Source organism: Vibrio sp. ABH4_348, assembly GCF_056159765.1.
Window position 1 is genome coordinate 2,627,260 of sequence record NZ_JBSWVW010000001.1, and the last position, 22,633, is coordinate 2,649,892.

Consider the following 22,633-nt stretch of genomic DNA (forward strand, 5'->3'; position numbering starts at 1 on the left):
TCCGAAGATTCAATTGGTCACTTCGTTCATTGAAACCGAATTTGAAGCCTAAGCTTCTAATTGGATTATCATCAACGAGTGCCCACACAGATTGATAGGTTTATATTGTTAAAGAGCGTTTCTCTATAAAAGAGAGGCTTCTCAGCCTGCTTGCTTGTCTGGTTACCCTTCGAAGCGGAGGTGCATTCTAGCGAGTTAATCTTCAGTGTCAAACACTTTTTGAAACTCTTTTTTGCACCGCTGATTGGGTTATCTGAGTCGTTGCCGGCTCATCCCGTGTCAGCGAGGTGGCATTATAGAGATCGAAGTCACGTTGGCAAGTAAAAAAGCAAAAAAAGTTTAAAAAAACAGGTTAAACGGTGACATTTCGGTCAAAGCCCTATTTATCCATATTTTCTTATCGGTTTTTGGCCTTTTACTCACAAAGTTATCCACAAAAATACATAAAGCCGCTGAATGCGGCTTTATAGTATAGATGACATTTTGGTTAAATGCCTGAACCGTCCTGTTCAGATCCATCGTCTTCGTGCAGACCACACTCGCGTTTTAGGCCAAAGAAACGAGTATCCTCTTCTTTCATGCCCGGTTCCCACTTTCTCGTTGTATGCGTATCACCAACCGACAGGTAACCTTGGTCCCATAATGGATGATAAGTAAGTCCGTGCGTTTCCAAATATTCATGTACGTCTTTATTAGACCAATCAATAATTGGTAAAAATTTAAAGACACCATTTTGAATGGAAAGTACAGGTAGATTAGCACGAGATTGAGATTGCTCTCTTCTAAGTCCAGAGAACCAAGTACCAACATTAAGCTCTTTGAGAGCACGTCGCATTGGTTCAACTTTATTTAGCTTGTTGTATTTCTCGATACCTTCAACACCTTGTTCCCACAATTTGCCGTAGCGAGCTTCTTGCCAAGCAGAACTTTCTTGAGCCTTGTAGATTTTCAGGTTCAACGAAAGCTTGTCTGTTAACTCATCGATAAAACGATATGTCTCTGGAAACAAGTAACCAGTATCAGTCAGGATCACTGGTGTGTCAGCTTTTACCGACGTGACTAAATGCAACATCACAGCAGCCTGGATGCCAAAGCTGGAAGATATGGCATGTTCACCAGGTAAATTTTTGATCGCCCATTCAACCCGTTCAACAGCAGATAGCTGTTCAAGCTCAGCGTTGATTTCGCCTAGCTTCAAGATCTGCTCTGTCTTTGTATAGGACAGTAGATCTTTCAGGTTGAAGGTCGCTTCAGTTGAACTAAGCATGGAAGTCCCTCACAGATACCACAACTTCTTCGATGATTCCGGCGCGGATGGTGAAATCACCAAAGCCTTCGTTAGGGGTACGCTCTTTTGCCCAGCGCCCCACCAGCTCATCAATTTCAGTCAAGATTTGTTTGTCAGTGATGTTCTCTTTATACATCTTAGGAACACGCGTACCTTCTCGGTTTCCACCTAGGTGCAGGTTGTAGCGACCTGGAGCTTTACCAACAAGCCCGATTTCCGCCAACATGGCACGGCCACATCCATTTGGACAACCTGTCACACGCAAAACAATATTGTCGTCTTCTGGTAACTCGTGCTTTTCTAGTATGTCTTCTACGTCGCTAACAAAGCTTGGTAAGAAGCGTTCCGCTTCAGCCATCGCCAGTGGACATGTTGGGAAAGCAACACACGCCATTGAGTTTTTACGCTGCTCACTGTGTGTATCGTCAACCAAGCCATGTTCACGAGCGATTGCGTCAATCACGTCTTTTTGGTCTTCAGGAATACCCGCTACAATCAAGTTTTGGTTAGCCGTCATACGGAAGTCACCTTGGTGAATCTTCGCGATTTCAGCCATACCTGTTTTCAGCTTCTTCTCCGGGTAGTCAAGCAAACGACCGTTTTCGATGAACAATGCTAAGTGCCATTTTTCATCGATACCTTTGGTCCAACCAATGCGGTCACCACGATCGGTGAACTCGTAAGGACGTGAGTCTTCAAACTTCACACCTGCACGTTTCTCTACTTCAGCTTTGAACACATCAGAGCCAACGCGATCGAGTGTGTATTTTGTTTTTGCGTTCTTACGATTTGAACGGTTACCCCAGTCACGTTGAGTTGTCACAACCGCAGCCGCGACATCTAATGTGTTTTCTAGAGAAACAAAACCAAAGTCGTCAGCCTTACGTGGGTAAGTCGCGGTATCGCCGTGAGTCATAGCTAGACCGCCACCTACCAATACATTGAAGCCGACGAGTTGACCATTCTCTGCAATCGCAACAAAGTTCAAGTCATTGGCGTGTACATCCACATCATTTTGCGGTGGGATAACAACTGTGGTTTTAAACTTACGTGGCAAGTAGTTGTCACCAAGAATCGGTTCTTTGTCTTGATGACCTTCAACTTTTTCACCGTCCAACCAAATTTCAGCGTAAGCGCGAGTCTTAGGAAGAAGGTGCTCGGAAATTTTTGTCGCCCACTCGTAAGCTTGCTGATGCAGCTCAGACTCAACCGGGTTAGAGGTACACAATACGTTTCGGTTTACGTCACCAGCAGTTGCAATAGAGTCAATGCCATACTTGTTTAAGGTTTGGTGCATTAACTTGATATTTGGCTTAAGTACCCCGTGGAACTGGAATGTTTGACGTGTTGTCAGACGAATACTGCCGTACATGGTGTTTTCATCGGCGAACTTGTCAATCGCCAACCACTGTTCTGGCATGATGATGCCGCCCGGCATACGTGCACGAAGCATGACATTATGCAAAGGTTCTAGCTTTTGCTTTTGACGTTCAGCTCGAATATCTCGGTCATCTTGCTGATACATTCCGTGGAAGCGGATCAGCTGGAAGTTATCATCGGTAAAACCGCCAGTGATACGGTCCGTTAAGTCAGTAGTGATGGTTCCACGTAAGTGATCACTTTCGGCTTTTAATCTTTCGTTATCTGCTAGAGGGCCCAGTTCCGTGCCCAGTAAAGGTTTATCGCTCATTAGTACACATCTCTCTGGTAACGCTTCGCTTTACGTAAGTCGTTGATTAGTTCTTCTGCTTTTTCACGAGTTAAGTTGCCTTGCTTCTCAGCAACCGTAATTAGTGCATCGTGAACATCTTTCGCCATTCGAGTCGCATCACCACATACGTAGATGTAGGCACCATCTTGAATCCACTGCCAAACTTGCTCAGCATTTTCGAGAATACGATCTTGAACATACACTTTTTGTGCTTGGTCGCGGCTGAATGCCACATCTAGACGAGTTAACACGCCTGACTTAAGGTATTTCTGCCATTCAACTTGGTATAAGAAATCTTGCGTAAAGGTGCGATCACCGAAGAACAACCAGTTTTTGCCAGAAGAACCTTCGTTATCACGCTCTTGAATAAAGCTGCGGAAAGGTGCAATACCGGTACCCGGACCAATCATGATCACTGGCAGGCTGTCATCAGCTGGAAGCTTGAAGTTATTGTTATTTTCAACAAACACTTTCACTTCTCCGCCTTCTTCTAGACGGCGAGCTAGGAAGCTTGATGCACCGCCATAACGGGTTTCTTCACCTTTCTCGTATTCAACCAAACCAACAGTCAAATGCACTTCTTCATCAACTTCGGATTGAGCTGACGCAATAGAATAAAGGCGAGGCGTTAAGCGGCGCAGCAATCCAACAAGTTCATCGGCTGATAGCTTAGTTTTCTTTTCAGAAAGCACATCGACAACTTGAGTATTGCCAGCGTATTCGCGAAGCTTCTCTTTGTCTTCCACCAGCTTTTGTAACTTCTTGCTACCCGATAGCTCAGCAAATTTAGTCACGAGCTGCGGGTTCGATGCCGTAATTTCAAACTTGCTTACTAGAGCGGTATGGATAGAAACACTTTCACCATCCACATCAACACTTTCCACACCAGATAATCCAACTTTCGCTAGGATCTGATTAGCCAGTTCAGCATCGTTCTCAAACCACACACCGAGTGCATCACCTGGTTGATACGTAATACCAGACTCATCCAAATCGATCTCAACATGGCGAACATCTTTACCAGAATCGCGACCAGTGATTTTCATACTAGATAGCAAAGTCGCGGTGTATGGTGAATTCTTAGTGTATTGAACAGAAGGAGCAGCCGCTTGTCCTACAGGAAGCTGAACCACTTCAGCTTCTGAACCTGCTAATGCTTCTTTAACAATCTCAAGTGCTTTTCCGCGCCATTCAGCAGCTGGTGCTTCATAGTCGACGTCACAATCAACACGATCGATAAATGGAGTCGCGCCTAATTTTGATAGGTATTCATCAAAATCTTTACCCGTTTGACAGTAGAACTCGTAGCTTGAGTCGCCTAGAGCAATCACACCGTATTGCAGGTTTGGCAGCTTAGGAGCTTTCTTCGATTGTAAAAACTCATGCAGTTCGATTGCATTGTCCGGCGCTTCACCCTCACCATTGGTAGAAGCCACGATAATCACGTGTGTTTCTTTGGCTAGGTTCTTACCTTTGTAATCACTTGCATCAAACAGCTGAACATCAATACCCAATGCTTTGGCTTCATGCTCTAATTCTTCTGCAACACCCTTAGCATTACCGGTTTGCGACGCAAAAATAATCGACAGTTTGCCTGCAGGCTTGGCAGCAACGGCGGCTGCGGCTTGAGTTATCGGAGCCCCTGCGGCGGCTGGTTGAGTTTGACTTACCCCCCATAAATACCCGCTTACCCAAGCGAGTTGTTGTGGGGACAAGTCAGAAACGGTTGATTGCAACAAATTCAGTTGCTGATCATTTAGTGGGCTGGCGATACTCGGCAGCTCTTGTGTTTTTGTATTTCCGTTGGAAGACATTGTCACGACATCCCTTATCATTGCGTGACGATAGAGTAACCACTTGGGCTAATAACAAGAAAGAATAGATGAGAATGTTTTATAACAATTTGAATTAAAGATTTACCGTCTAAAACTCGTTTTGGCTATTTGGTTTCGATACGTACTTGACGAAACCCTACATCCATTGCGGTTTGTGATGCATTATCAAGATCTTGATAGTGACATTCTTCACCTTGAGAATCGGTGAGTAACACAAACCCGCCTTTGATATGTCGAAATTCTAATACCCACAACCCCTCTTCCATTGAAGGTTCAACTATTGCTTCCACCAATTGATCGGTTAGGTAGAGTTGTTTTAATTCTTCTATCGTCATTGGTTTCACTCCATGCTACCCACTCTAAGCATGGCAAAAGAACGAAGAAATGCTAATTGATAAATGTATATAAAAAACGGCTTGCTGTTAGGCACGCCGTTCAATACGTTAAAAAGCTAATTGTTGGTACCTACTATAAAGGCTAAAACTCCATACTCATGCCAACGAACCAGCCATCAGTGAATAGAGTGGATTCTTTTTGACTATTTCCGGTATTCGCAAGATCAGTGAAGGTATAGTCAATTACGCGATATCCAGTCTTAAACTTGATTGCTGAATTATTTCTTTCAATAACGTATTGCAGACCAAAATTGACGTCCGCACTTTTGATGTCACCAAATTCGCCAAAATCAAATTGGCTGAATAAGTCCATATTAGTGCCCGGTACATAAATTTCGCCGTACGCGTAGAAACCGTATACCAAGTCATCAAATTTGAGTGGTGCTGCGCTGTTACCTTCTTGATAACGAGAATTGAAGAACTGCGTGAAGGTAAAACCCACATCAAAATGTAACTGTTCAGACTGATACCAAGGGAAGAACAAGGTTAGATCTGCTTTATCAGCATCAGCGAAAGTAGAGTCAATCGAGGTATAACGAAGTGCCAAATTTGGAACAATCGGCACTTCATGTGCGTATCGCAGTAAAACTTCTGGGCCGTGACTATTGGCTTGGTACTTATCATTCACTTCCGTATCGGCAAGCCAGTAATTTGCACCGAATTCAAAATACCCTTCTGGTTGCTGTGCTTGCACTGTTGCCGTAAAACACAAACTACCAAGAATTGCCGTCACCAGTCGTTTCATTTTCATTGAATATCCAAATCTATACGCAAACTGGCGAGCATAGTAACACAGGCAAATCTTATCGCCTTGTTAAAGTTTATCTCGGATTGTAAACGTAGTTCTTGAAGAACCAAACTCCCAAAGCAATCGCCAACAACCACGGCAATACCTGGAATATCATCCCTACCATGCCTAACAGTAACAATACCAATAAACCAAATCCTGTTGCCGCCAATACCGTAAATAAAGTGACACCGGTTACCACCAAGGTTGCGACAAACACAATAATAAATATCAGCTCAAACATAGCGTTCTCCTCATAATGATACCTAACACTAATCAGAATCTATGCCAGTTTTCAAAACCACCTATAACCTGCTGATTTTAAATAAAAACAAAAAAGCCAGAGGCATTTACCCTCTGGCTTTAAACATTAACATGGTTAATTTAACCTAGTAGGTGTGCGAATTACACATCCAATTCGCTTGGAATTTTGGCAAGTGCTGTTTGCACTACTTCAATGCCCGCCCCTCGCTTGTGTGCATTTTCGCTAATGTATCGACGCCATTGTCTAGCACCCGGCATATGCTGAAACAATCCCAACATATGACGAGTAATATGCCCCAAATAAGAACCGTTGCTTAGCTGTTGCTCTATATAAGGGTACATGGCTTCAACTACTTGTTTACGTTTGACCGTTTCACCTTCGTGTCCAAACAAAATTTGATCCACTTGAGCGAGTATATAGGGGTTTTGGTAGGCTTCACGCCCTATCATTACGCCATCGAGATGTTCTAGGTGTTCTAGTGATTCTTCTAAAGTTTTGATGCCACCGTTTACCGCGATCGCCAGCTCCGGGAAATCTTTTTTGATTTGATACGCTCTTGGGTAATCTAAAGGCGGGATTTCGCGATTTTCTTTTGGGCTTAAACCACTTAGCCATGCTTTTCGGGCGTGGATGGTAAATTGCTCACAACCACCCTTCTCTGAAACAGTCTTTACAAACTCGACCAGAAATTCGTAAGAATCTTGCTCATCAATGCCAATACGCGTTTTAACCGTAACAGGTATCTTCACAACCGCTTGCATTTCAGCCACACACTCAGCCACCAGCTCAGGCTCAGCCATCAAACACGCACCAAAGCGACCATTTTGTACTCGGTCTGACGGGCAACCCACATTCAGATTAATTTCATCATAGCCGCGCTCTTCCGCGAGCTTGGCACAATGCGCTAAATCTTTTGCATTGGAGCCACCTAGTTGTAGCGCGACAGGATGCTCTTGTTCGTTATACGCAAGAAAGTCACCTTTACCATGAATAATTGCCCCTGTCGTCACCATCTCGGTATACAAAAGTGCATTCTTCGATAGTTGGCGATGGAAGTAACGACAATGTCTATCTGTCCAATCCAGCATGGGTGCTACGCTAAAGCGGCAAGGTAAAAATGAAGATTCTTTGGCTTGTTGTGACATAGTAAAACTCAGTTAACGACTCTATCGATTTCGGTGATCGATGAAAAACCGCGCGATTATACCTGTCCTTGTTTGAAAGATCAGTGTTGATTTACCTTTAGACGCACTAAACAAAAACGCGATTTCTTACCTTGTTTACAACGTAATCAGTATCGTTTTTTCCCAGATTACGGTAAGTTAACGCTTTGCTTGGTGTTTTTGTAAAAATTCAATCCTTAGTTGGATTTTGCCTTCAAAACGATAAAGCGTAAAAAATAGGTTATTATTAATAAAGTCCAACGCTTATGGTGAACAATTTGAGTCAATCGTTGACAAGCCAGATCGAGGATATTTGTGCAGTACGTGGCGTACGTCTTACTCCGCAAAGGAAACGAGTCTACCAACTCATTTGTGAGAGCAATAAAGCCAGTAGTGCGTACGACTTACTAGAAGCGTTGCAAAAAAGCGAACCACAAGCCAAACCGCCAACGGTATACCGCGCTTTGGATTTTTTGATGGAGCAAGGATTCATTCACAGAGTGGAATCGACCAACAGCTACATCTCTTGTGGTTCTTGTAATGCACACAACCATTACTCGCATCTGCTAATATGTGATAAATGCGGCGATGTTATTGAATTACAAGATGATAATTTGATAGCCTTGCTCAAAAAAAATGCGGAGAAGCATGGATTCCATATCACGAATCACGTGATCGAATCACACGGTGTTTGCCAGTCTTGCTCCTCTGGAGAAACGGAATAAGAATTACAGAAGAAGATTATGCGTGCTGAATTTGTAAACCCGTTTTTAGCTTCATTGATGAATGTACTAAAAACAATGGCTTCTCTGGAGCTAAAACCTCAAAAGCCACGAGTTAAGAAAGATGAAATTGCTCGAGGTGATGTGTCAGGTTTGATTGGTATGGTAGGCCCTCAGTCTAGAGGCTCTATGTCGGTGACGTTTGATGAAAGTCTTGCACTGGAAATCATGCAGAACATGCTGGGTGAGCGTCCAAACGGACTAAACGATGAAGTCACTGACATGGTGGGTGAAATCACCAACATGGTCACCGGTGGTGCAAAGCGTATTCTTGCCGAGTCTGGATTCGAATTTGATATGGCAACACCGGTTGTTGTGTCTGGCCGTGGCCATACTATCAATCACAAATGTGAAGGTGCGATCATCATCATGCCATTTACCTCTCAATGGGGTAACGCCTTTATCGAGATTTGTTTCGAGTAATCGCAAACAAAAATTAGATAAAAGAAAAGCTCCCAATGGGAGCTTTTTTAATGTCCGCTAAATAAAATATCAGCCAATAATTTGTTTGTCGCGAAGCACTAGTAACAGTTCTTCAGTTAGGTCATCTACCGAGCGATCTCCAGATGCCAATTCAATTTCTGCATGCTCTGGGGCTTCATAGGCAGAGTCGATACCCGTGAAGTTTTTGATTTCTCCAGCGCGTGCTTTTTTGTATAACCCTTTTGGATCACGCGATTCACACACATCAAGCGGTGTATTTACAAACACTTCGAGAAACTCGCCTTCAGGTAGTAAGTCACGCACTAGCTGACGCTCTGAACGATGCGGAGAAATAAATGCCGTCAAAACAATTAAACCTGCATCTGCCATGAGTTTTGCTAACTCACCAATACGACGGATGTTTTCCTTACGGTCTTCATCACTGAATCCCAAATCGGCACACAATCCATGTCGGACATTATCGCCATCAAGCAAATAGGTATGGTGACCTAGTTGAGCTAACTTGGATTCCAATGCTCCAGCGATAGTTGACTTACCCGAGCCAGACAAACCGGTGAACCACAACACAGCTGGCTTTTGCTTTTTTTGCTCAGCGCGAAATGCTTTATCAATAGAATGAGAATGCCAAACCACATTCTCGTCTTTGTTTACCAAAGCCATAGCGTAATCCTTTAGAACGGGAAAAAGTACGGTATCAGTGCTAACACCAACACGGAATAAACCAGAGAAACGGGAACACCGATACGCACATAATCTTTTAATTGATAATTACCAACACTAAATACCATTAGGTTGGTTTGATAACCGTAAGGCGAAACAAAACTCGCGCTTGCGCCGAATAGAACCGCCATGATGAACGGCATAGGGTCAACCCCATAACTGAGCGCCATGCTGTAGCCAATTGGAAAACACAGTGCTGCGGCGGCATTATTGGTGACTAGCTCTGTTAATACCAAGGTCATTACATAAGTAGCAATTAGAGCGCCAAACACCCCCCAGCCATTAAAGCTGGTCATAAAGAGTTGCCCCATTTGCTCCGATAATCCGCTAGATAACATGAGCTGAGCAATAGACAGCGCAGAACCGACAATCACCACTATGTCGATTGGGAAGCGTTTTCGCAGCTCACTCAACTGGACAATTCCCATTGCCAGCATTGCCAACAAAAACAGAGATAGCCCTTTTAGCAGTGGCAATACGTCAGCCAAAGACAGACCTATGGTTACAGCAAAGCCGATAAGAACCAACGATGATTTATTGGCATCCAGCTTAGCGCTCGAGTCTAAATCATTGACCAATAAAAACTCTTTGGGATGCGCGCGGCGTTCTTGTTCAAAACGTTTACCCGGTACTAAGACCAGCGTATCTCCCGCTTTGAGTTGAATGTTACCAAGACCACCTTCGAGGCGTTCATGCCCACGACGGATGGCAACGACTACTGCATCAAATCGGTCGCGAAAACGCGAAGACTTTAATGTGTTATCACACAAGCTTGCAGACGAGCTGACAATCACTTCAACGAAACTCTGTCCGTTAAGGTGATGTTGACCGAACAAGGTCAAGCCGCGAATTTCTTGCAATGTTGCAACGCTTTCTACGTCACCACAGAACAACAACCTATCTTTGGCTTGCAGAACAAAATCTGGGCCAACGGATGGCATGGTCACACCATCGCGTACCACTTCGGCAAGAAAGAGTTTTCTTAATGCACGTAAGTTATTTTCGCTAATACTTTTCCCTACCAACGGTGACCCTGATTCAACTTTGGCCTCCAAGAAGTACGGAAGATCATCACTGGAATCATCGTCATTAGCGGGTAGAAAATAACTCAATGGGATCAGAACTAACACCCCACCGACCAATACGGACAAACCAATTAAAGTTGGGGTAAAAAAGGTCAGTTCTGGCAAACCGGCATCTTCAACGAAGCTGTTGATGATCAAGTTGGTCGATGTACCTATTAGGGTTAATGTTCCACCTAAAATAGCCGCGTAAGACAACGGAATAAGAAGACGAGAGGGCGCATGTCTTTGGTTGCGTTTAATCGCACCAATTAACGAAACCACAACGGCGGTGTTATTGGTAAAAGAAGACAGAAAGGCGGTGGAAAAGCCTAGTTTCGCGACCACGGAGCCCAAACTACCGTTAGACAGCGAACGACTGACCCAGCTTATGAGTCGCGTTTTTTCCAACGCACATGAAGCTAGAATCAATAAAACCAGTGTCAGCAAAGAGCTGTTGGTGAAGTTACCCGCAATATCGGTTACTTCAATTTGGCCAGATAAAAAAGCCAAAAACGCTGCGCCAGCAAATATGTAACTTGGCTTTAAACGAGTCGTGATTAAGCAAATCACTACTCCCACCAACATTGCCAGTACAAATCCTTGTTGCAGCATTTGAATTCCTTGAGAGAAAAGGAGCGGAAGCCGCTCCTTTCATTTGAGTTGAAGCGTTTCGATTACTTCAGTAATTGAGATAAGTCTTTTGCATCCCAGTGTGGGAAGTGCTTACGCACAAGTGCATTAAACTCAAGCTCAAACTGGCTGAAGTCGCCGGATGCTTTCTCAATTTCAGATAGACTTTCGCGAACCAGACCGGCACCAACGGTTACATTGGTCAAACGGTCAATGATGATGAAGCCACCGGTGTCAGCACAATCTTGGTATTGGTCAAGGGCAACTGATTCAGTTAGTGACCACTCACACAAACCAATGCCATTTAGTGGCAAAGAGTCAGCTTCATTTGTCGCTAGGTTGTTGATGTTGTACTGATGACGTACTGCCTCAACACGACCTACAGTCTTCTTACCTGCAATCTTGATATCGTATTCGCGGCCCGGCTCCAACGCTGATTCCGTCATCCACACCACATCGGCTAGCAAGTGGTTGCTTGATTGAACTGTATCTTTCTCTAGAACTACTAGATCACCACGAGAAATATCAATCTCGTCTTCAAGCGTTAACGTTACTGCTAGACCTGCCTGTGCCGTTTCCAAGTCACCATCAAAGGTAACAATACGCGCGACTTTTGACGTCTTACCTGAAGGCAGTGCTTTGATGGAATCGCCAACAGAAACTTCACCAGATGCAATCGTTCCAGCAAAACCACGGAAGTCTAGGTTTGGACGATTTACGTACTGAACAGGGAAACGGAATGCACCCGCTTGCTTTTCACTGTTAACGTCAACCGACTCCAAAATGTTCAACAATGTTGGGCCTTGGAACCAAGACAAGTTTTCGCTGTTATCTACAACGTTATCGCCTTCCAACGCCGACATTGGAATAATTTGAATGTCGATTTCACCCGTTAGGTTTTCTGCAAACGCCAAGTATTCATCGCGAATTTCTTCAAAACGTTCTTGTGAGTAATCCACCAAGTCCATCTTGTTAACAGCAACCACAAAGTGCCTCAGCCCTAACAAGTTAGAAATAAATGAGTGACGACGAGTTTGGTCTAGTACGCCTTTACGAGCATCAATCAAGATAACCGCTAGATCACAGGTAGATGCACCTGTTGCCATGTTACGGGTGTACTGCTCGTGTCCCGGAGTGTCAGCAATGATGAACTTACGCTTCTGCGTCGAGAAGTAACGGTAAGCTACATCAATGGTAATACCTTGTTCGCGCTCGGCTTGAAGACCGTCCACCAAAAGTGCAAGGTCTGGGCGTTCACCCGTTGTGCCAACACGTTGGCTGTCAGAGTGAACTGCGGCTAGTTGATCTTCATAAATTTGCTTAGAGTCGTGGAGCAAACGACCGATAAGCGTACTCTTACCGTCATCGACTGAACCACATGTTAAGAATCTAAGTAGTGATTTGTGTTGGTGCTGATTCAGGTATCCTTCGATACCAAGTTCAGCCAATTGAGCTTCTACTGCACTGTTCATTGTCTTTCCTTAGATCCTTAGAAGTAACCTTGGCGTTTTTTCAATTCCATCGATCCAGATTGATCGTGGTCGATCGCACGTCCCTGACGCTCACTTGAGGTCGCGACTAACATCTCTTCGATGATGCCAGTTAGCGTGTTCGCTTCAGATTCAACGGCACCCGTTAATGGGTAACAACCCAATGTACGGAAACGCACACTGCGCTCTTCGATCACTTCACCTTCTTGAAGCTTCATGCGATCGTCGTCAACCATGATCAACATGCCATCACGCTCCACAACTGGACGCTTATCAGCAAGGTACAGCGGTACGATATCGATGTTCTCTAGGTAGATGTATTGCCAGATGTCTAGCTCGGTCCAGTTAGAAAGCGGGAATACACGAATGCTCTCGCCCTTATTCACCTGACCGTTGTAAGTACGCCATAGTTCAGGACGCTGGTTTTTTGGATCCCACGTATGATTCTTATCGCGGAAAGAATAAACACGTTCTTTCGCACGAGATTTTTCTTCGTCACGACGAGCACCACCAAATGCTGCATCAAAACCATATTGGTTAAGTGCTTGCTTAAGACCTTGAGTCTTCATGATGTCGGTGTGCTTTGAAGAACCGTGGTCAAATGGGTTAATCCCCGCTGCCAAACCTTCTGGGTTTTTGTGAACCAACAACTCGAAGCCGTACTTCTTGGCTGTCTCGTCACGGAACTTGATCATTTCTTTGAATTTCCAATCCGTGTCTACATGCAGTAGAGGGAAAGGAATCTTACCTGGGTAGAATGCCTTGCGAGCTAGATGTAGCATCACCGATGAATCTTTACCGATGGAGTACATCATCACTGGGTTATCAAACTCAGCGGCCACTTCACGAATAATGTGAATGCTCTCCGCTTCCAGTTGCTTCAAGTGCGTTAAGCGTTGTTGGTCCATTTTGTTTTTTCCTTTTGTACCTGAATTTGCCTGACGGTTTGTCGTAGCAATCAGGCCGTTTGCTAACTCATATGGATTACGCTTGTTGGCGTAATGACTGGTTTGCTTCCATTTGGAACCAGTTTAATTTTTCAGATAACGACACCACTTCTCCAACAACAATTAATGAAGGAGACTGGGCATCTTTTGCCAACTCAGAGAGTTCACTCAGTTGGCCCTTTAGAACTCGTTGCGATTCGTGTGTACCGCGCTCAATAATGGCAATAGGGGTTTCTGCACCACGCCCGTGCACGATCAACTGCTGCTGAATGTATTCTGATTTCAACAAACCCATGTAGATCACTAGGGTTTGCTTGTCGCGAGCTAACGTTGACCAATCGAGGTTGTCACTTTCCGCTTTTAAGTGGCCAGTGACAAAAAGAGCTGATTGAGCATAGTCTCGGTGTGTTAGAGGAATACCTGCGTAAGAAGTCGCACCAGCAGCTGCAGTGATACCGGGTACCACTTGGAACGGAACACCTGCGTCAAACAGTACTTCTAGTTCTTCACCACCACGACCAAAGATGAATGGATCGCCACCTTTAATGCGAACTACGCGATGGCCTAACTTGGCAAAGTCGACTAACAGTTGGTTGGTTTTCTCTTGTGGCACACTATGATGGCCCGCTCGCTTACCGACGCAAACTAAAATAGTGTCACTCGGTACCAGAGACATAATGTCGTCAGACACTAAGTAGTCGTACAGAATCACATCGGCTTGTTGAATAAATCGCAGGGCTTTTACTGTCAGTAGCTCAGCGTCACCCGGGCCCGCACCGATTAGCGCAACTTCACCAGCAACAAGATCGCGTTTTTGTTTTGGCATGTTTAAATTAACCGCTGCCGACATTGGTGAGTTTTTCACCATGTTTTTTAGCGGTAATTGTGAAACCTTGTCCGTGCTAGCCATCTTGATGTCCTAATGCCTGAATTAAGTGCATTATGGCAATCCCTATTTATTACCTGAAATTCTAAAATTTCATTTTTTATTCGAATTGCTGATAAGTAAATTGATTGCGGTTTGGACAGGTAGTAAAAATTCTGGGAAACAGACTGCAGTTCTTTGATCTTCAAAGGAATAAGATCACAATTGTCTCTTAACTGAAAACTTTGTTTCATAACAAATTGTTACATTGGTTATGGTTTTACCCCTACATCAATGGAATCAATTATGAAAATGCGTACCTCTGTTTGGAGCTTAGGCGCTTTGCTTGTTTCTGTAACAGCAGCACCATTCGCTCTTGCTGACACGATTCATTTGCGTGTCATTGAAACAACCGATATTCACGCCAATGTGATGGATTTTGATTACTACAAAGACAAAGAATCCAGCCAAATTGGTTTAACTCGAACCGCAGCTCTGGTGAATCAAACCCGCTCCGAAGTCGAAAATAGTGTGCTTGTCGATAATGGTGACCTAATTCAAGGCAGCCCAATGGGCGATTACATGGCAAGTAAAGGCATTGTGCCTAAAGAAGTTCATCCGGTTTATAAAGTGATGAACATGATGAATTATGACGTCGGCAATATTGGCAACCATGAATTTAACTATGGATTAGCTTTCCTAGATGAAACACTGAACGACGCTAACTTCCCTTACATTAGCGCTAACGTGTTCGACGCCCAAACTGGTGAACCTTACTTTGAACCTTATTTGATTAAAACTCACCAATTCAAAGATATTGATGGCGAAAAGCACAGTGTCAAAGTCGGTTACATTGGCTTTGTTCCACCTCAAATCATGGTTTGGGATAAAAAAAATCTCACTGGAAAAGTCACCTCAATGGACATCAAAAGTGCCGCTGAGAAATACGTTCCTGAAATGAAGGCAAAAGGGGCTGACATCATCATTGCCATTCCTCATTCGGGAATTTCCTCCAGTCCTTATGCTAAAGGCGCTGAAAATTCCACGTATTACCTTACTGAGGTAGAAGGAATCGATGCGATTGCCTTTGGCCATGCCCACGCGGTATTCCCCGGAAAACAGTTCGCCAATATTCAAGGCATCGATAACAAGAAAGGTACCATCAACGGCGTACCTTCCGTTATGCCAGGTCGTTGGGGTAGCCACTTGGGCATCATAGACCTTGTACTGAACAAAGGAGAAGACGGCTGGAAAGTTGTGGATGGTACCGGACGCTCACTGCCAATTTACGACCGCGCCAATAAAAAAGCCCTAGTAGAGCCTGATCAAAAGCTGACTCAAGCATTGAAACAAGACCACCAAGCCACGCGTGACTTTGTTAATCAACCAATCGGCAAAGCCAATGATGTGATGTATAGCTTTTTGGCACTAGTACAAGATGACCCAACAATTCAAATCGTCAATCTGGCACAAAAAGATTACGTCGAGCGTTTTATACAAGGTGATCCAGATTTAGAAGGGTTGCCTGTGCTGTCGGCGGCTGCGCCATTTAAAGCAGGTGGTCGTAAAAATGATCCCAGCAACTTTACTGAAGTGGAATCCGGCCAACTGACGTTCCGCAACGCCGCCGACCTTTATTTATACCCAAATACTTTGGTTGCTCTAAAAGTTACTGGAAAAGAAGTAAGAGAGTGGTTAGAGTGCAGCGCAGGTCAATTCAATCAAATTGACCCATCCAGCTCAGAAACTCAGAGCTTAATTAATTGGGAAGACTTCCGAACCTACAACTTTGATGTCATGGACGGTGTGGAATACCAAATCGATGTTACCCAAGCGGCTCGCTATGATGGAAACTGTCAATTAATCAATCCTGAGTCTCGACGAATTACTGGGCTGACCTATCAAGGAAAAGCACTTAAAGATTCTCAAACCTTCCTCATCGCGACCAATAACTATCGAGCTTACACCAATAAATTCCCGGGAACTGGCTCTGACTATGTGGCGTTTGACGCACCCGATGAGAACCGCAGTATTTTAGCCGACTACATTCGCAGAGTGAGTGAACAGCACGGCGAATTTAAACCCAACGCCGACAACAACTGGCGTATTGCCCCCATTGCTGGCAATGCCAACTTAGATGTTCGTTTTGAAACTTCTCCAAGTACAAAAGCGGCTAAGTTTATTGCTTCGAAAGGCCAATACCCCATGGACAAAATCAGTGAAGATGACACTGGATTCGCAGTATATCAAATTGACCTGAAAAACTAGTCGCAAGTTGATAAAGTAAAGCCGCGCATTTGCGCGGTTTTTTTAGGATACTCACTTTGCTTACACCTTTACTTCAATCGTTCAGCGAACACTTATCTACTCTCACCGATGATCAACAGCTTATTGAAGAGTGTTTATCTATCGCGACGCCAATTGATTTGTCTGCTCGTCATGTGCTTTTGAACCAAGGTGAAATGCAGGATACATTCTATTGGTTAGAAAGCGGAGTCTGTCACGCCTGCTACCTAACCGAACAAGGTAAGTCTTTTAGTAAAGAGTTTTACTGGGAATCAGATTGGCTTATCGGATGGGAGTCTCTAGTCTCGAACTGCCCCTCTCCATTTCTTATTGAAACCTTAGGTCCAGTCAGTATGGTCGGCTTACCTATCGCATTACTGCATCAACTCAAAGCCAGTTATCATCCGTTTTATATCCAGCTTTTGGAAACTCAACTTGGATACAAGGAAAAAAAGGAACGCTTGATGTTGTTATACACACCACAAGAGCGTTTCGAATTATTTATCGAATCCTATCCTGAACTGTTAGATCGCCTTACCGATTATCAAATTGCTGCCTATTTGGGTATTACTCCCATTAGTCTTAGTCGAATAAAAAAACGGTCACTTAACAAAAGTTAACGCCGACACTACTCCACCTTGATAGACTCAGGCAAAACTCATCAAATCTACCAAGACTATGACTAAATGGATCTGTTGCCGTTTTAACGATCTGACTACGCTACAACTTTATCAAGCACTGCAATTAAGAACAGACGTGTTTGTCGTTGAGCAAAACTGTATTTATTCGGATATGGATAACAAAGATTTTGATCCCGATACCTTTCACTTACTGGGATACCAAGGCGACGTTTTAGTTGCTTATTCTAGGCTGCTGCCATCCAATGTTAGTTACGACACGCCAAGTATTGGTCGAGTGGTAACTCACCCCGACTATCGCGGTGCAGGATTAGGGCACGAACTAACCGTTCAATCAATTCAAAATTGCGCCAAATACTTTGCAGAAAAGGCAATCACCATCAGTGCCCAAAAGCACCTTACAGCCTTCTATCAACAACATGGGTTTAACGAGAATTCTGAAGAATATTTGGAAGATGGAATTCCTCACGTCCAAATGCTTCGCAAAGGTTAATTAATGAATTGGGCATTGAGCGGTGCGGTACTGCTAATAGTAGGCAATTTCTTTGCATCCTTATCTGATGTTGCGGTAAAACTGCTCGATGGTGGAATTAGTGCACCGCAATACGTGTTCTTGAGACAACTTTGTTCGTTATTACTCATCCTTCCATTTTGGTTGAGACAAAACAAAGAGCAAAGAAGTTTAGCCAATGTCAGGACAACATTAGTCAGGTCTCATCTGATCTTAATTGGCAGTGGCTGTATGATGGTAGCGATTACTCACTTACCTTTAGCGACTGCTAACGCGGTATTTTATGCCGCTCCACTGTTAATGCTGCCATTAGGTATACTGTTTTTTGGTGAGACGGTATCTATGAAAAATGGGTTATTAACCTTGATTGGGTTTGCCGGGGTGATATTGGTACTGAGGCCCGATACATTTCATTGGGCAGCTTACTTTGCACTAGGAACGGCTTGTGCCTTGGCACTGTTTAACCTACTTGCACGAACCCTACCAAAAGAACAAACCGTTATCACCACCTTGTTTTGGACAAGTTTGTTTTCCTTACCCGTCGCGGCAATAGCCTCTGGTTTTCATTGGCAACCAGTGAGTGTAACCGAAATAGGCCTAGTCGCGATTAGTGCTAGCTTGATACTCAGTTATAATGGATTGGCAGTAATCGCTTACAAACGATCTGAGGCGAGCCAAATTGCACTCGCTGAATATTCAGGTCTGGTTTTTGTGGTGATTATTGGTGTAGTTCAGTTCCAAGAGTATTTAGACTTATTAAGTACTTTAGGCATTATGTTGATAATTGGTCCCTTGCTGCTCAAAACTAAAAGGAACTACTGACTGCGGCCAAAGCCACCATCGGAAAGTCTAAAAAACATGACTGAATCGCCATTTCGTTCAAGTTGAATAATATCCAATTGGCCGTTATTAGCCGTCTTAAAACGAATCAGTTGCCCTTCTTTGATTCGGCTAAGTGGTTTATCGTTGCCTTCCACACGAACCAGTGCATACAGATCATTCATTTCGAATCCATTATTGCGAAATACTGCGGCCAGTGTATCGCCGTCTTGCACTTGGTATTCCCTCCAAGGAGATTTGCTAACCTCTTCAGAGGAGGTACGTGAATCTTGTTCGCTAAGCGGCTCGGCTTGTAATTCTATGGCGACTCTTTCAGTTGCCGGATGTTCTGAGGGTTCTGGAGCAATACTGGGAATAGGTACCAAAAAAAGTACCAAAACAATTGTAGCTATTACGGGAACAGCGCGACGATGAAATCGAGGTAAGTTAGACCAAAAGCTCTTTGCGCTCAGCAACTTTGACTGAAAATCAAACTGTGTAATCTGGGTTACGCTATCAGATATTACATCTGGTTGCGGTTTCTTTTTGCGTCTTCGATTCACTGGCTATGCGGTCCTAAAAATCTAAACAAACACGTTTCATAATAAACGACATTGACTTGGTTTCAATCTATAAATATCGAACAAGCGTAACCAAATCAATAGGCCAGTTTGTATATCAAGCAAAGTCATTCGGTTTGTAGACAAAAGCATGAGTCGTTAGCTGTTGGTTTCAACGGTCAGAGATAGCTGTTATGCTTGCGCCTTTACTAGCAAACTAGAGAAACAGTATGTCTGAACTAAAATTTGATACTGCTGAGCTAAAAGCAAGCTACGGTATCGGTATCCAAATGGGCCAACAACTTGCCGGTTCTGGTCTTGAAGGTCTTAACGTTGATGCAATTGCAGCTGGCATTGCAACAGCGCTAACAGGGGAACAACCGAGCATCGCTATCGATGAAATCAACGCGGCACTTCAAGAACTACACACTCGCGCTGAAGCGGGTCGTCAAGAAGCAGCGAAAGCAGCTTCAGCAGAAGGCGAAGAGTTCCTAAAAGACAACGCATTGCGTTCAGAAGTTACTGTTCTTGAATCTGGTCTTCAGTACGAAATCCTAACTGAAGGTACTGGTGAAATTCCATCTTCAGACAAAACCGTTCGCGTTCACTACCACGGCGAGTTAATCGACGGTACAGTATTTGACAGCTCAGTTTCTCGCGGCCAGCCTGCTGAATTCCCTGTAACAGGAGTTATCAAAGGTTGGGTTGAGGCACTTCAACTAATGCCTGTAGGCTCAAAGTGGAAGCTGTACATCCCTCAAGATCTTGCTTACGGTGAGCGTGGTGCTGGTGCATCAATCCCACCTTTCGCAGCATTGGTATTTGAAGTAGAACTTCTTGATATTCTTTAATTAGATTTCAAAAGTAAAGCGGCCAAATGGCCGCTTTTTTGTACCCGAATTTCAGGCACAAAAAAGCCGAGCTAATGCCCGGCTTTTTCATTCGAACGCTGATTACTCAGCAGCCGCTTCTTCAGCTGCTGGACGGTCAACAAGCTCAATGTAAGCCATTGGAGCTTTGTCACCAGCACGGAAGCCAGCTTTAAGGATACGAGTGTAACCGCCTTGACGGGCAGCAAAACGTGGACCTAGTTCGTTAAATAGTTTTGCAACTACTTCGTTGTCACGAGTACGTGCAAATGCTAGACGACGGTTAGCAACGCTGTCAGTCTTAGCTAGTGTAATCAAAGGCTCAACTACGCGACGTAGCTCTTTTGCTTTTGGCAAAGTAGTCTTGATAACTTCATGACGTACCAGAGAGCTAGCCATATTGCTGAACATCGCTTTGCGATGTGAGCTGTTGCGGTTGAGTTGACGACCACTCTTACGATGGCGCATGACCTAATCCTTCTAACTAGTATCGATTAATCTTCAGCGATTGACGCTGGCGGCCAGTTTTCTAGGCGCATACCTAGAGACAAGCCACGTGATGCCAATACGTCTTTGATCTCTGTAAGAGACTTTTTACCAAGGTTAGGCGTTTTAAGTAGCTCAACCTCAGTACGCTGTACTAGATCACCGATGTAGTGAATCGCTTCTGCTTTCAGACAGTTAGCAGAGCGAACCGTTAGTTCAAGATCGTCTACAGGACGCAGTAGGATCGGATCGAACTCTGGCTTCTCTTCTTTCTCTTCAGGAACTCGTACATCACGTAGATCTACGAATGCATCCAATTGTTCAGCTAGGATTGTAGCTGCACGACGGATGGCTTCCTCAGGTTCCAAAGTGCCGTTAGTTTCCATATCGATAACAAGCTTATCTAAGTCAGTGCGCTGTTCTACACGCGCAGCATCTACAGAGTAAGCAATTTTGTCAACTGGACTGTAAGTCGCGTCAACTAGAAGGCGACCAATTGGGCGCTCATCTTCTTCGGTATGGATACGAGCAGAAGCCGGAACATAACCACGACCACGTTCTACTTTGATGCGCATTGCGATCTCAGCGTTGTCATCTGTTAGGTGACAAATTACGTGTTCAGGGTTAACGATCTCTACATCACCATCATGGGTGATGTCACCTGCAACCACAGGGCCTGAGCCTGATTTGTTCAGTGTAATAAACACTTCGTCTTTGCCTTCGGCAACGCGTACAGCCAACCCTTTCAGGTTAAGTAGAACTTCAAGAATGTCTTCTTGAACGCCTTCTTTAGTGCTGTATTCGTGTAGAACGCCTTCAATCTCGACTTCAGTTACGGCACAACCCGGCATAGAAGATAAAAGAATACGGCGAAGTGCATTACCAAGAGTATGGCCAAAACCACGCTCTAATGGCTCAAGAGTTACTTTTGCGTGAGTCGTGCTGATCTGTTCAATGTCAACAAGACGTGGCTTAAGAAATTCTGTTACAGAACCCTGCATTGTGTCCTCTCTTTAGTTTAAACCTTACTTAGAGTAAAGCTCGACGATCAATTGTTCGTTGATATCAGCTGATAGATCTGAACGTTCAGGCAAACGCTTGAATGTACCTTCCATCTTGCCAGCATCTACTTCAATCCAAGTTGGTTTTTCGCGTTGTTCAGCAACTTCTAGAGCCGCTTTAACACGAGCTTGCTTTTGAGCTTTCTCGCGAATTGAAACAACGTCGTTAGCCGTAACTTTGAAAGAAGGAACGTTTACAACTTTACCGTTAACTAGTATAGCCTTGTGGCTAACAAGCTGACGAGATTCTGCGCGAGTTGCGCCGAAGCCCATGCGGTAAACAACGTTATCAAGACGACCTTCAAGAAGCTGAAGTAGGTTTTCACCTGTGTTGCCCTTTAGACGAGCAGCTTCTTTATAGTAGTTACGGAATTGTTTTTCTAGTACGCCGTACATGCGACGAACTTTTTGCTTCTCACGAAGCTGAACGCCATACTCAGATAGACGACCGCGACGAGCGCCGTGTACACCTGGTGCGTTATCAATTTTACACTTGGTATCAATCGCGCGAACACCAGACTTAAGGAACAAGTCTGTGCCTTCACGACGGCTAAGCTTAAGCTTAGGCCCCAAATATCTTGCCATGATCTTTCTCCAATAGTCCCAAAAACGTTATACGCGACGTTTCTTAGGTGGACGACAACCGTTATGAGGGATAGGAGTCGCATCTACGATGTTAGTGATACGGAAACCTGCAGCGTTCAAAGCGCGAACTGTTGATTCACGACCTGGACCTGGACCCTTAACCATTACTTCTAGGTTCTTAAGACCGTACTCTTTTGCCATTTCAGCACAACGCTCAGCAGCGATCTGTGCAGCGTATGGAGTAGACTTACGAGAACCGCGGAAGCCTGAACCACCTGCAGTAGCCCATGCTAGAGCGTTACCTTGACGGTCAGTGATAGTCACGATTGTGTTGTTGAATGATGCATGGATGTGCGCAACGCCATCAGCGACTTGCTTGCGTACGCGCTTACGTGCGCGAGTAGGTTGTTTAGCCATTGTACTTTACCTTCC

24 protein-coding genes are annotated in these 22,633 nt (G+C 44.3%); 7 read left to right on the plus strand and 17 right to left on the minus strand.

Features of this window, described 5'->3' with window-relative positions; translation table 11 throughout:
- Nucleotides 1-487: 487 nt before the first annotated feature.
- The 7 genes from ACXAFJ_RS11955 to dusA form a co-directional block, all read right to left on the minus strand.
- Nucleotides 488-1,267: a phosphoadenylyl-sulfate reductase gene (locus tag ACXAFJ_RS11955; RefSeq protein ID WP_475323631.1), complete on the minus strand. Its 780-nt coding sequence runs from the start codon at nucleotides 1,265-1,267 to the stop codon at nucleotides 488-490.
- Nucleotides 1,260-2,978: an assimilatory sulfite reductase (NADPH) hemoprotein subunit gene (cysI, locus tag ACXAFJ_RS11960; protein WP_475323633.1), complete on the minus strand. Its 1,719-nt coding sequence runs from the start codon at nucleotides 2,976-2,978 to the stop codon at nucleotides 1,260-1,262. Before cysI ends, ACXAFJ_RS11955 begins: the two co-directional genes overlap by 8 nt.
- The gene (locus ACXAFJ_RS11965; protein WP_475323634.1) at nucleotides 2,978-4,834 is read right to left on the minus strand and encodes an assimilatory sulfite reductase (NADPH) flavoprotein subunit; all 1,857 of its coding nucleotides are present in this window, start codon (nucleotides 4,832-4,834) and stop codon (nucleotides 2,978-2,980) included. Before ACXAFJ_RS11965 ends, cysI begins: the two co-directional genes overlap by 1 nt.
- 104 nt (nucleotides 4,835-4,938) lie before the next feature.
- The gene (locus ACXAFJ_RS11970; protein ID WP_475323636.1) at nucleotides 4,939-5,169 is read right to left on the minus strand and encodes a hypothetical protein; all 231 of its coding nucleotides are present in this window, start codon (nucleotides 5,167-5,169) and stop codon (nucleotides 4,939-4,941) included.
- A 142-nt stretch (nucleotides 5,170-5,311) separates the two neighbouring features.
- Complete coding sequence (locus tag ACXAFJ_RS11975; RefSeq protein ID WP_475323637.1) at nucleotides 5,312-5,980, minus strand: TIGR04219 family outer membrane beta-barrel protein; 669 nt, start codon at nucleotides 5,978-5,980, stop codon at nucleotides 5,312-5,314.
- 70 nt (nucleotides 5,981-6,050) lie between these two features.
- On the minus strand, nucleotides 6,051-6,260 hold the full coding sequence (gene pspG / locus ACXAFJ_RS11980; protein WP_475323639.1) for an envelope stress response protein PspG: 210 nt from the start codon (nucleotides 6,258-6,260) through the stop codon (nucleotides 6,051-6,053).
- 161 nt (nucleotides 6,261-6,421) lie between these two features.
- A complete protein-coding gene (gene dusA, locus ACXAFJ_RS11985; RefSeq protein ID WP_475323640.1) occupies nucleotides 6,422-7,426 on the minus strand; it encodes a tRNA dihydrouridine(20/20a) synthase DusA in 1,005 nt (334 codons plus the stop codon).
- A 284-nt stretch (nucleotides 7,427-7,710) separates the two neighbouring features.
- Here dusA and zur point away from each other — a divergent pair, with 284 nt between their 5' ends.
- On the plus strand, nucleotides 7,711-8,169 hold the full coding sequence (gene zur, locus ACXAFJ_RS11990) for a zinc uptake transcriptional repressor Zur (protein ID WP_475323642.1): 459 nt from the start codon (nucleotides 7,711-7,713) through the stop codon (nucleotides 8,167-8,169).
- An 18-nt stretch (nucleotides 8,170-8,187) separates the two neighbouring features.
- Nucleotides 8,188-8,649, plus strand: coding sequence for a chemotaxis protein CheX (locus ACXAFJ_RS11995; protein WP_475323643.1), 462 nt, complete (start codon nucleotides 8,188-8,190; stop codon nucleotides 8,647-8,649).
- Nucleotides 8,650-8,718: 69 nt separating this feature from the next.
- On the opposite strand, the gene cysC is transcribed toward ACXAFJ_RS11995, so the two are convergent.
- The 5 genes from cysC to cobA all read right to left on the minus strand — a co-directional run bounded on the left by cysC (nucleotide 8,719) and on the right by cobA (nucleotide 14,371).
- A complete protein-coding gene (gene cysC / locus ACXAFJ_RS12000; RefSeq protein WP_475323644.1) occupies nucleotides 8,719-9,330 on the minus strand; it encodes an adenylyl-sulfate kinase in 612 nt (203 codons plus the stop codon).
- Between the two features lie 11 nt (nucleotides 9,331-9,341).
- Complete coding sequence (locus tag ACXAFJ_RS12005; RefSeq protein WP_475323645.1) at nucleotides 9,342-11,066, minus strand: SLC13 family permease; 1,725 nt, start codon at nucleotides 11,064-11,066, stop codon at nucleotides 9,342-9,344.
- 62 nt (nucleotides 11,067-11,128) lie between these two features.
- Nucleotides 11,129-12,556, minus strand: coding sequence for a sulfate adenylyltransferase subunit CysN (gene cysN, locus ACXAFJ_RS12010; protein ID WP_475323646.1), 1,428 nt, complete (start codon nucleotides 12,554-12,556; stop codon nucleotides 11,129-11,131).
- A 17-nt stretch (nucleotides 12,557-12,573) separates the two neighbouring features.
- On the minus strand, nucleotides 12,574-13,533 hold the full coding sequence (gene cysD / locus ACXAFJ_RS12015; RefSeq protein WP_475324119.1) for a sulfate adenylyltransferase subunit CysD: 960 nt from the start codon (nucleotides 13,531-13,533) through the stop codon (nucleotides 12,574-12,576).
- A gap of 25 nt (nucleotides 13,534-13,558) precedes the next feature.
- The gene (cobA, locus tag ACXAFJ_RS12020) at nucleotides 13,559-14,371 is read right to left on the minus strand and encodes a uroporphyrinogen-III C-methyltransferase (protein WP_475324120.1); all 813 of its coding nucleotides are present in this window, start codon (nucleotides 14,369-14,371) and stop codon (nucleotides 13,559-13,561) included.
- 321 nt (nucleotides 14,372-14,692) lie between these two features.
- Here cobA and ACXAFJ_RS12025 point away from each other — a divergent pair, with 321 nt between their 5' ends.
- Genes ACXAFJ_RS12025 through ACXAFJ_RS12040 form a run of 4 tightly spaced genes read left to right on the plus strand, consistent with a single transcriptional unit; the run spans nucleotide 14,693 to nucleotide 18,643 of the window.
- Nucleotides 14,693-16,654 (plus strand): bifunctional 2',3'-cyclic-nucleotide 2'-phosphodiesterase/3'-nucleotidase, encoded by a 1,962-nt coding sequence (locus tag ACXAFJ_RS12025; protein ID WP_475323648.1) that lies wholly within the window; start codon nucleotides 14,693-14,695, stop codon nucleotides 16,652-16,654.
- A 56-nt stretch (nucleotides 16,655-16,710) separates the two neighbouring features.
- Complete coding sequence (locus ACXAFJ_RS12030; protein ID WP_475323649.1) at nucleotides 16,711-17,292, plus strand: Crp/Fnr family transcriptional regulator; 582 nt, start codon at nucleotides 16,711-16,713, stop codon at nucleotides 17,290-17,292.
- Nucleotides 17,293-17,350: 58 nt separating this feature from the next.
- Nucleotides 17,351-17,803: a GNAT family N-acetyltransferase gene (locus ACXAFJ_RS12035; protein WP_475323651.1), complete on the plus strand. Its 453-nt coding sequence runs from the start codon at nucleotides 17,351-17,353 to the stop codon at nucleotides 17,801-17,803.
- Between the two features lie 3 nt (nucleotides 17,804-17,806).
- Entirely contained in the window at nucleotides 17,807-18,643 is an 837-nt protein-coding gene (locus tag ACXAFJ_RS12040) for a DMT family transporter (RefSeq protein ID WP_475323652.1), read from the plus strand.
- On the opposite strand, the gene ACXAFJ_RS12045 is transcribed toward ACXAFJ_RS12040, so the two are convergent.
- On the minus strand, nucleotides 18,637-19,203 hold the full coding sequence (locus tag ACXAFJ_RS12045; RefSeq protein ID WP_475323654.1) for a LysM-like peptidoglycan-binding domain-containing protein: 567 nt from the start codon (nucleotides 19,201-19,203) through the stop codon (nucleotides 18,637-18,639). The genes ACXAFJ_RS12040 and ACXAFJ_RS12045 overlap by 7 nt on opposite strands.
- Nucleotides 19,204-19,430: 227 nt before the next feature.
- On the opposite strand from ACXAFJ_RS12045, the gene ACXAFJ_RS12050 reads away from it, so the two are divergent.
- Nucleotides 19,431-20,051: an FKBP-type peptidyl-prolyl cis-trans isomerase gene (locus ACXAFJ_RS12050; protein ID WP_475323655.1), complete on the plus strand. Its 621-nt coding sequence runs from the start codon at nucleotides 19,431-19,433 to the stop codon at nucleotides 20,049-20,051.
- A 102-nt stretch (nucleotides 20,052-20,153) separates the two neighbouring features.
- Here the strand turns inward: ACXAFJ_RS12050 and rplQ are convergent, their stop codons facing one another.
- From rplQ to rpsK, 4 genes are read right to left on the minus strand one after another with little or no spacing between them, the layout of a single operon-like run.
- Nucleotides 20,154-20,537: a 50S ribosomal protein L17 gene (rplQ, locus tag ACXAFJ_RS12055; RefSeq protein WP_011078810.1), complete on the minus strand. Its 384-nt coding sequence runs from the start codon at nucleotides 20,535-20,537 to the stop codon at nucleotides 20,154-20,156.
- 26 nt (nucleotides 20,538-20,563) lie between these two features.
- Complete coding sequence (locus tag ACXAFJ_RS12060) at nucleotides 20,564-21,556, minus strand: DNA-directed RNA polymerase subunit alpha (RefSeq protein WP_475323656.1); 993 nt, start codon at nucleotides 21,554-21,556, stop codon at nucleotides 20,564-20,566.
- Nucleotides 21,557-21,580: 24 nt separating this feature from the next.
- Nucleotides 21,581-22,201 (minus strand): 30S ribosomal protein S4, encoded by a 621-nt coding sequence (gene rpsD / locus ACXAFJ_RS12065; RefSeq protein ID WP_475323658.1) that lies wholly within the window; start codon nucleotides 22,199-22,201, stop codon nucleotides 21,581-21,583.
- Nucleotides 22,202-22,228: 27 nt separating this feature from the next.
- Nucleotides 22,229-22,618, minus strand: a complete 390-nt coding sequence (rpsK, locus tag ACXAFJ_RS12070) for a 30S ribosomal protein S11 (RefSeq protein WP_475323659.1) — start codon at nucleotides 22,616-22,618, stop codon at nucleotides 22,229-22,231.
- Nucleotides 22,619-22,633: the final 15 nt, after the last annotated feature.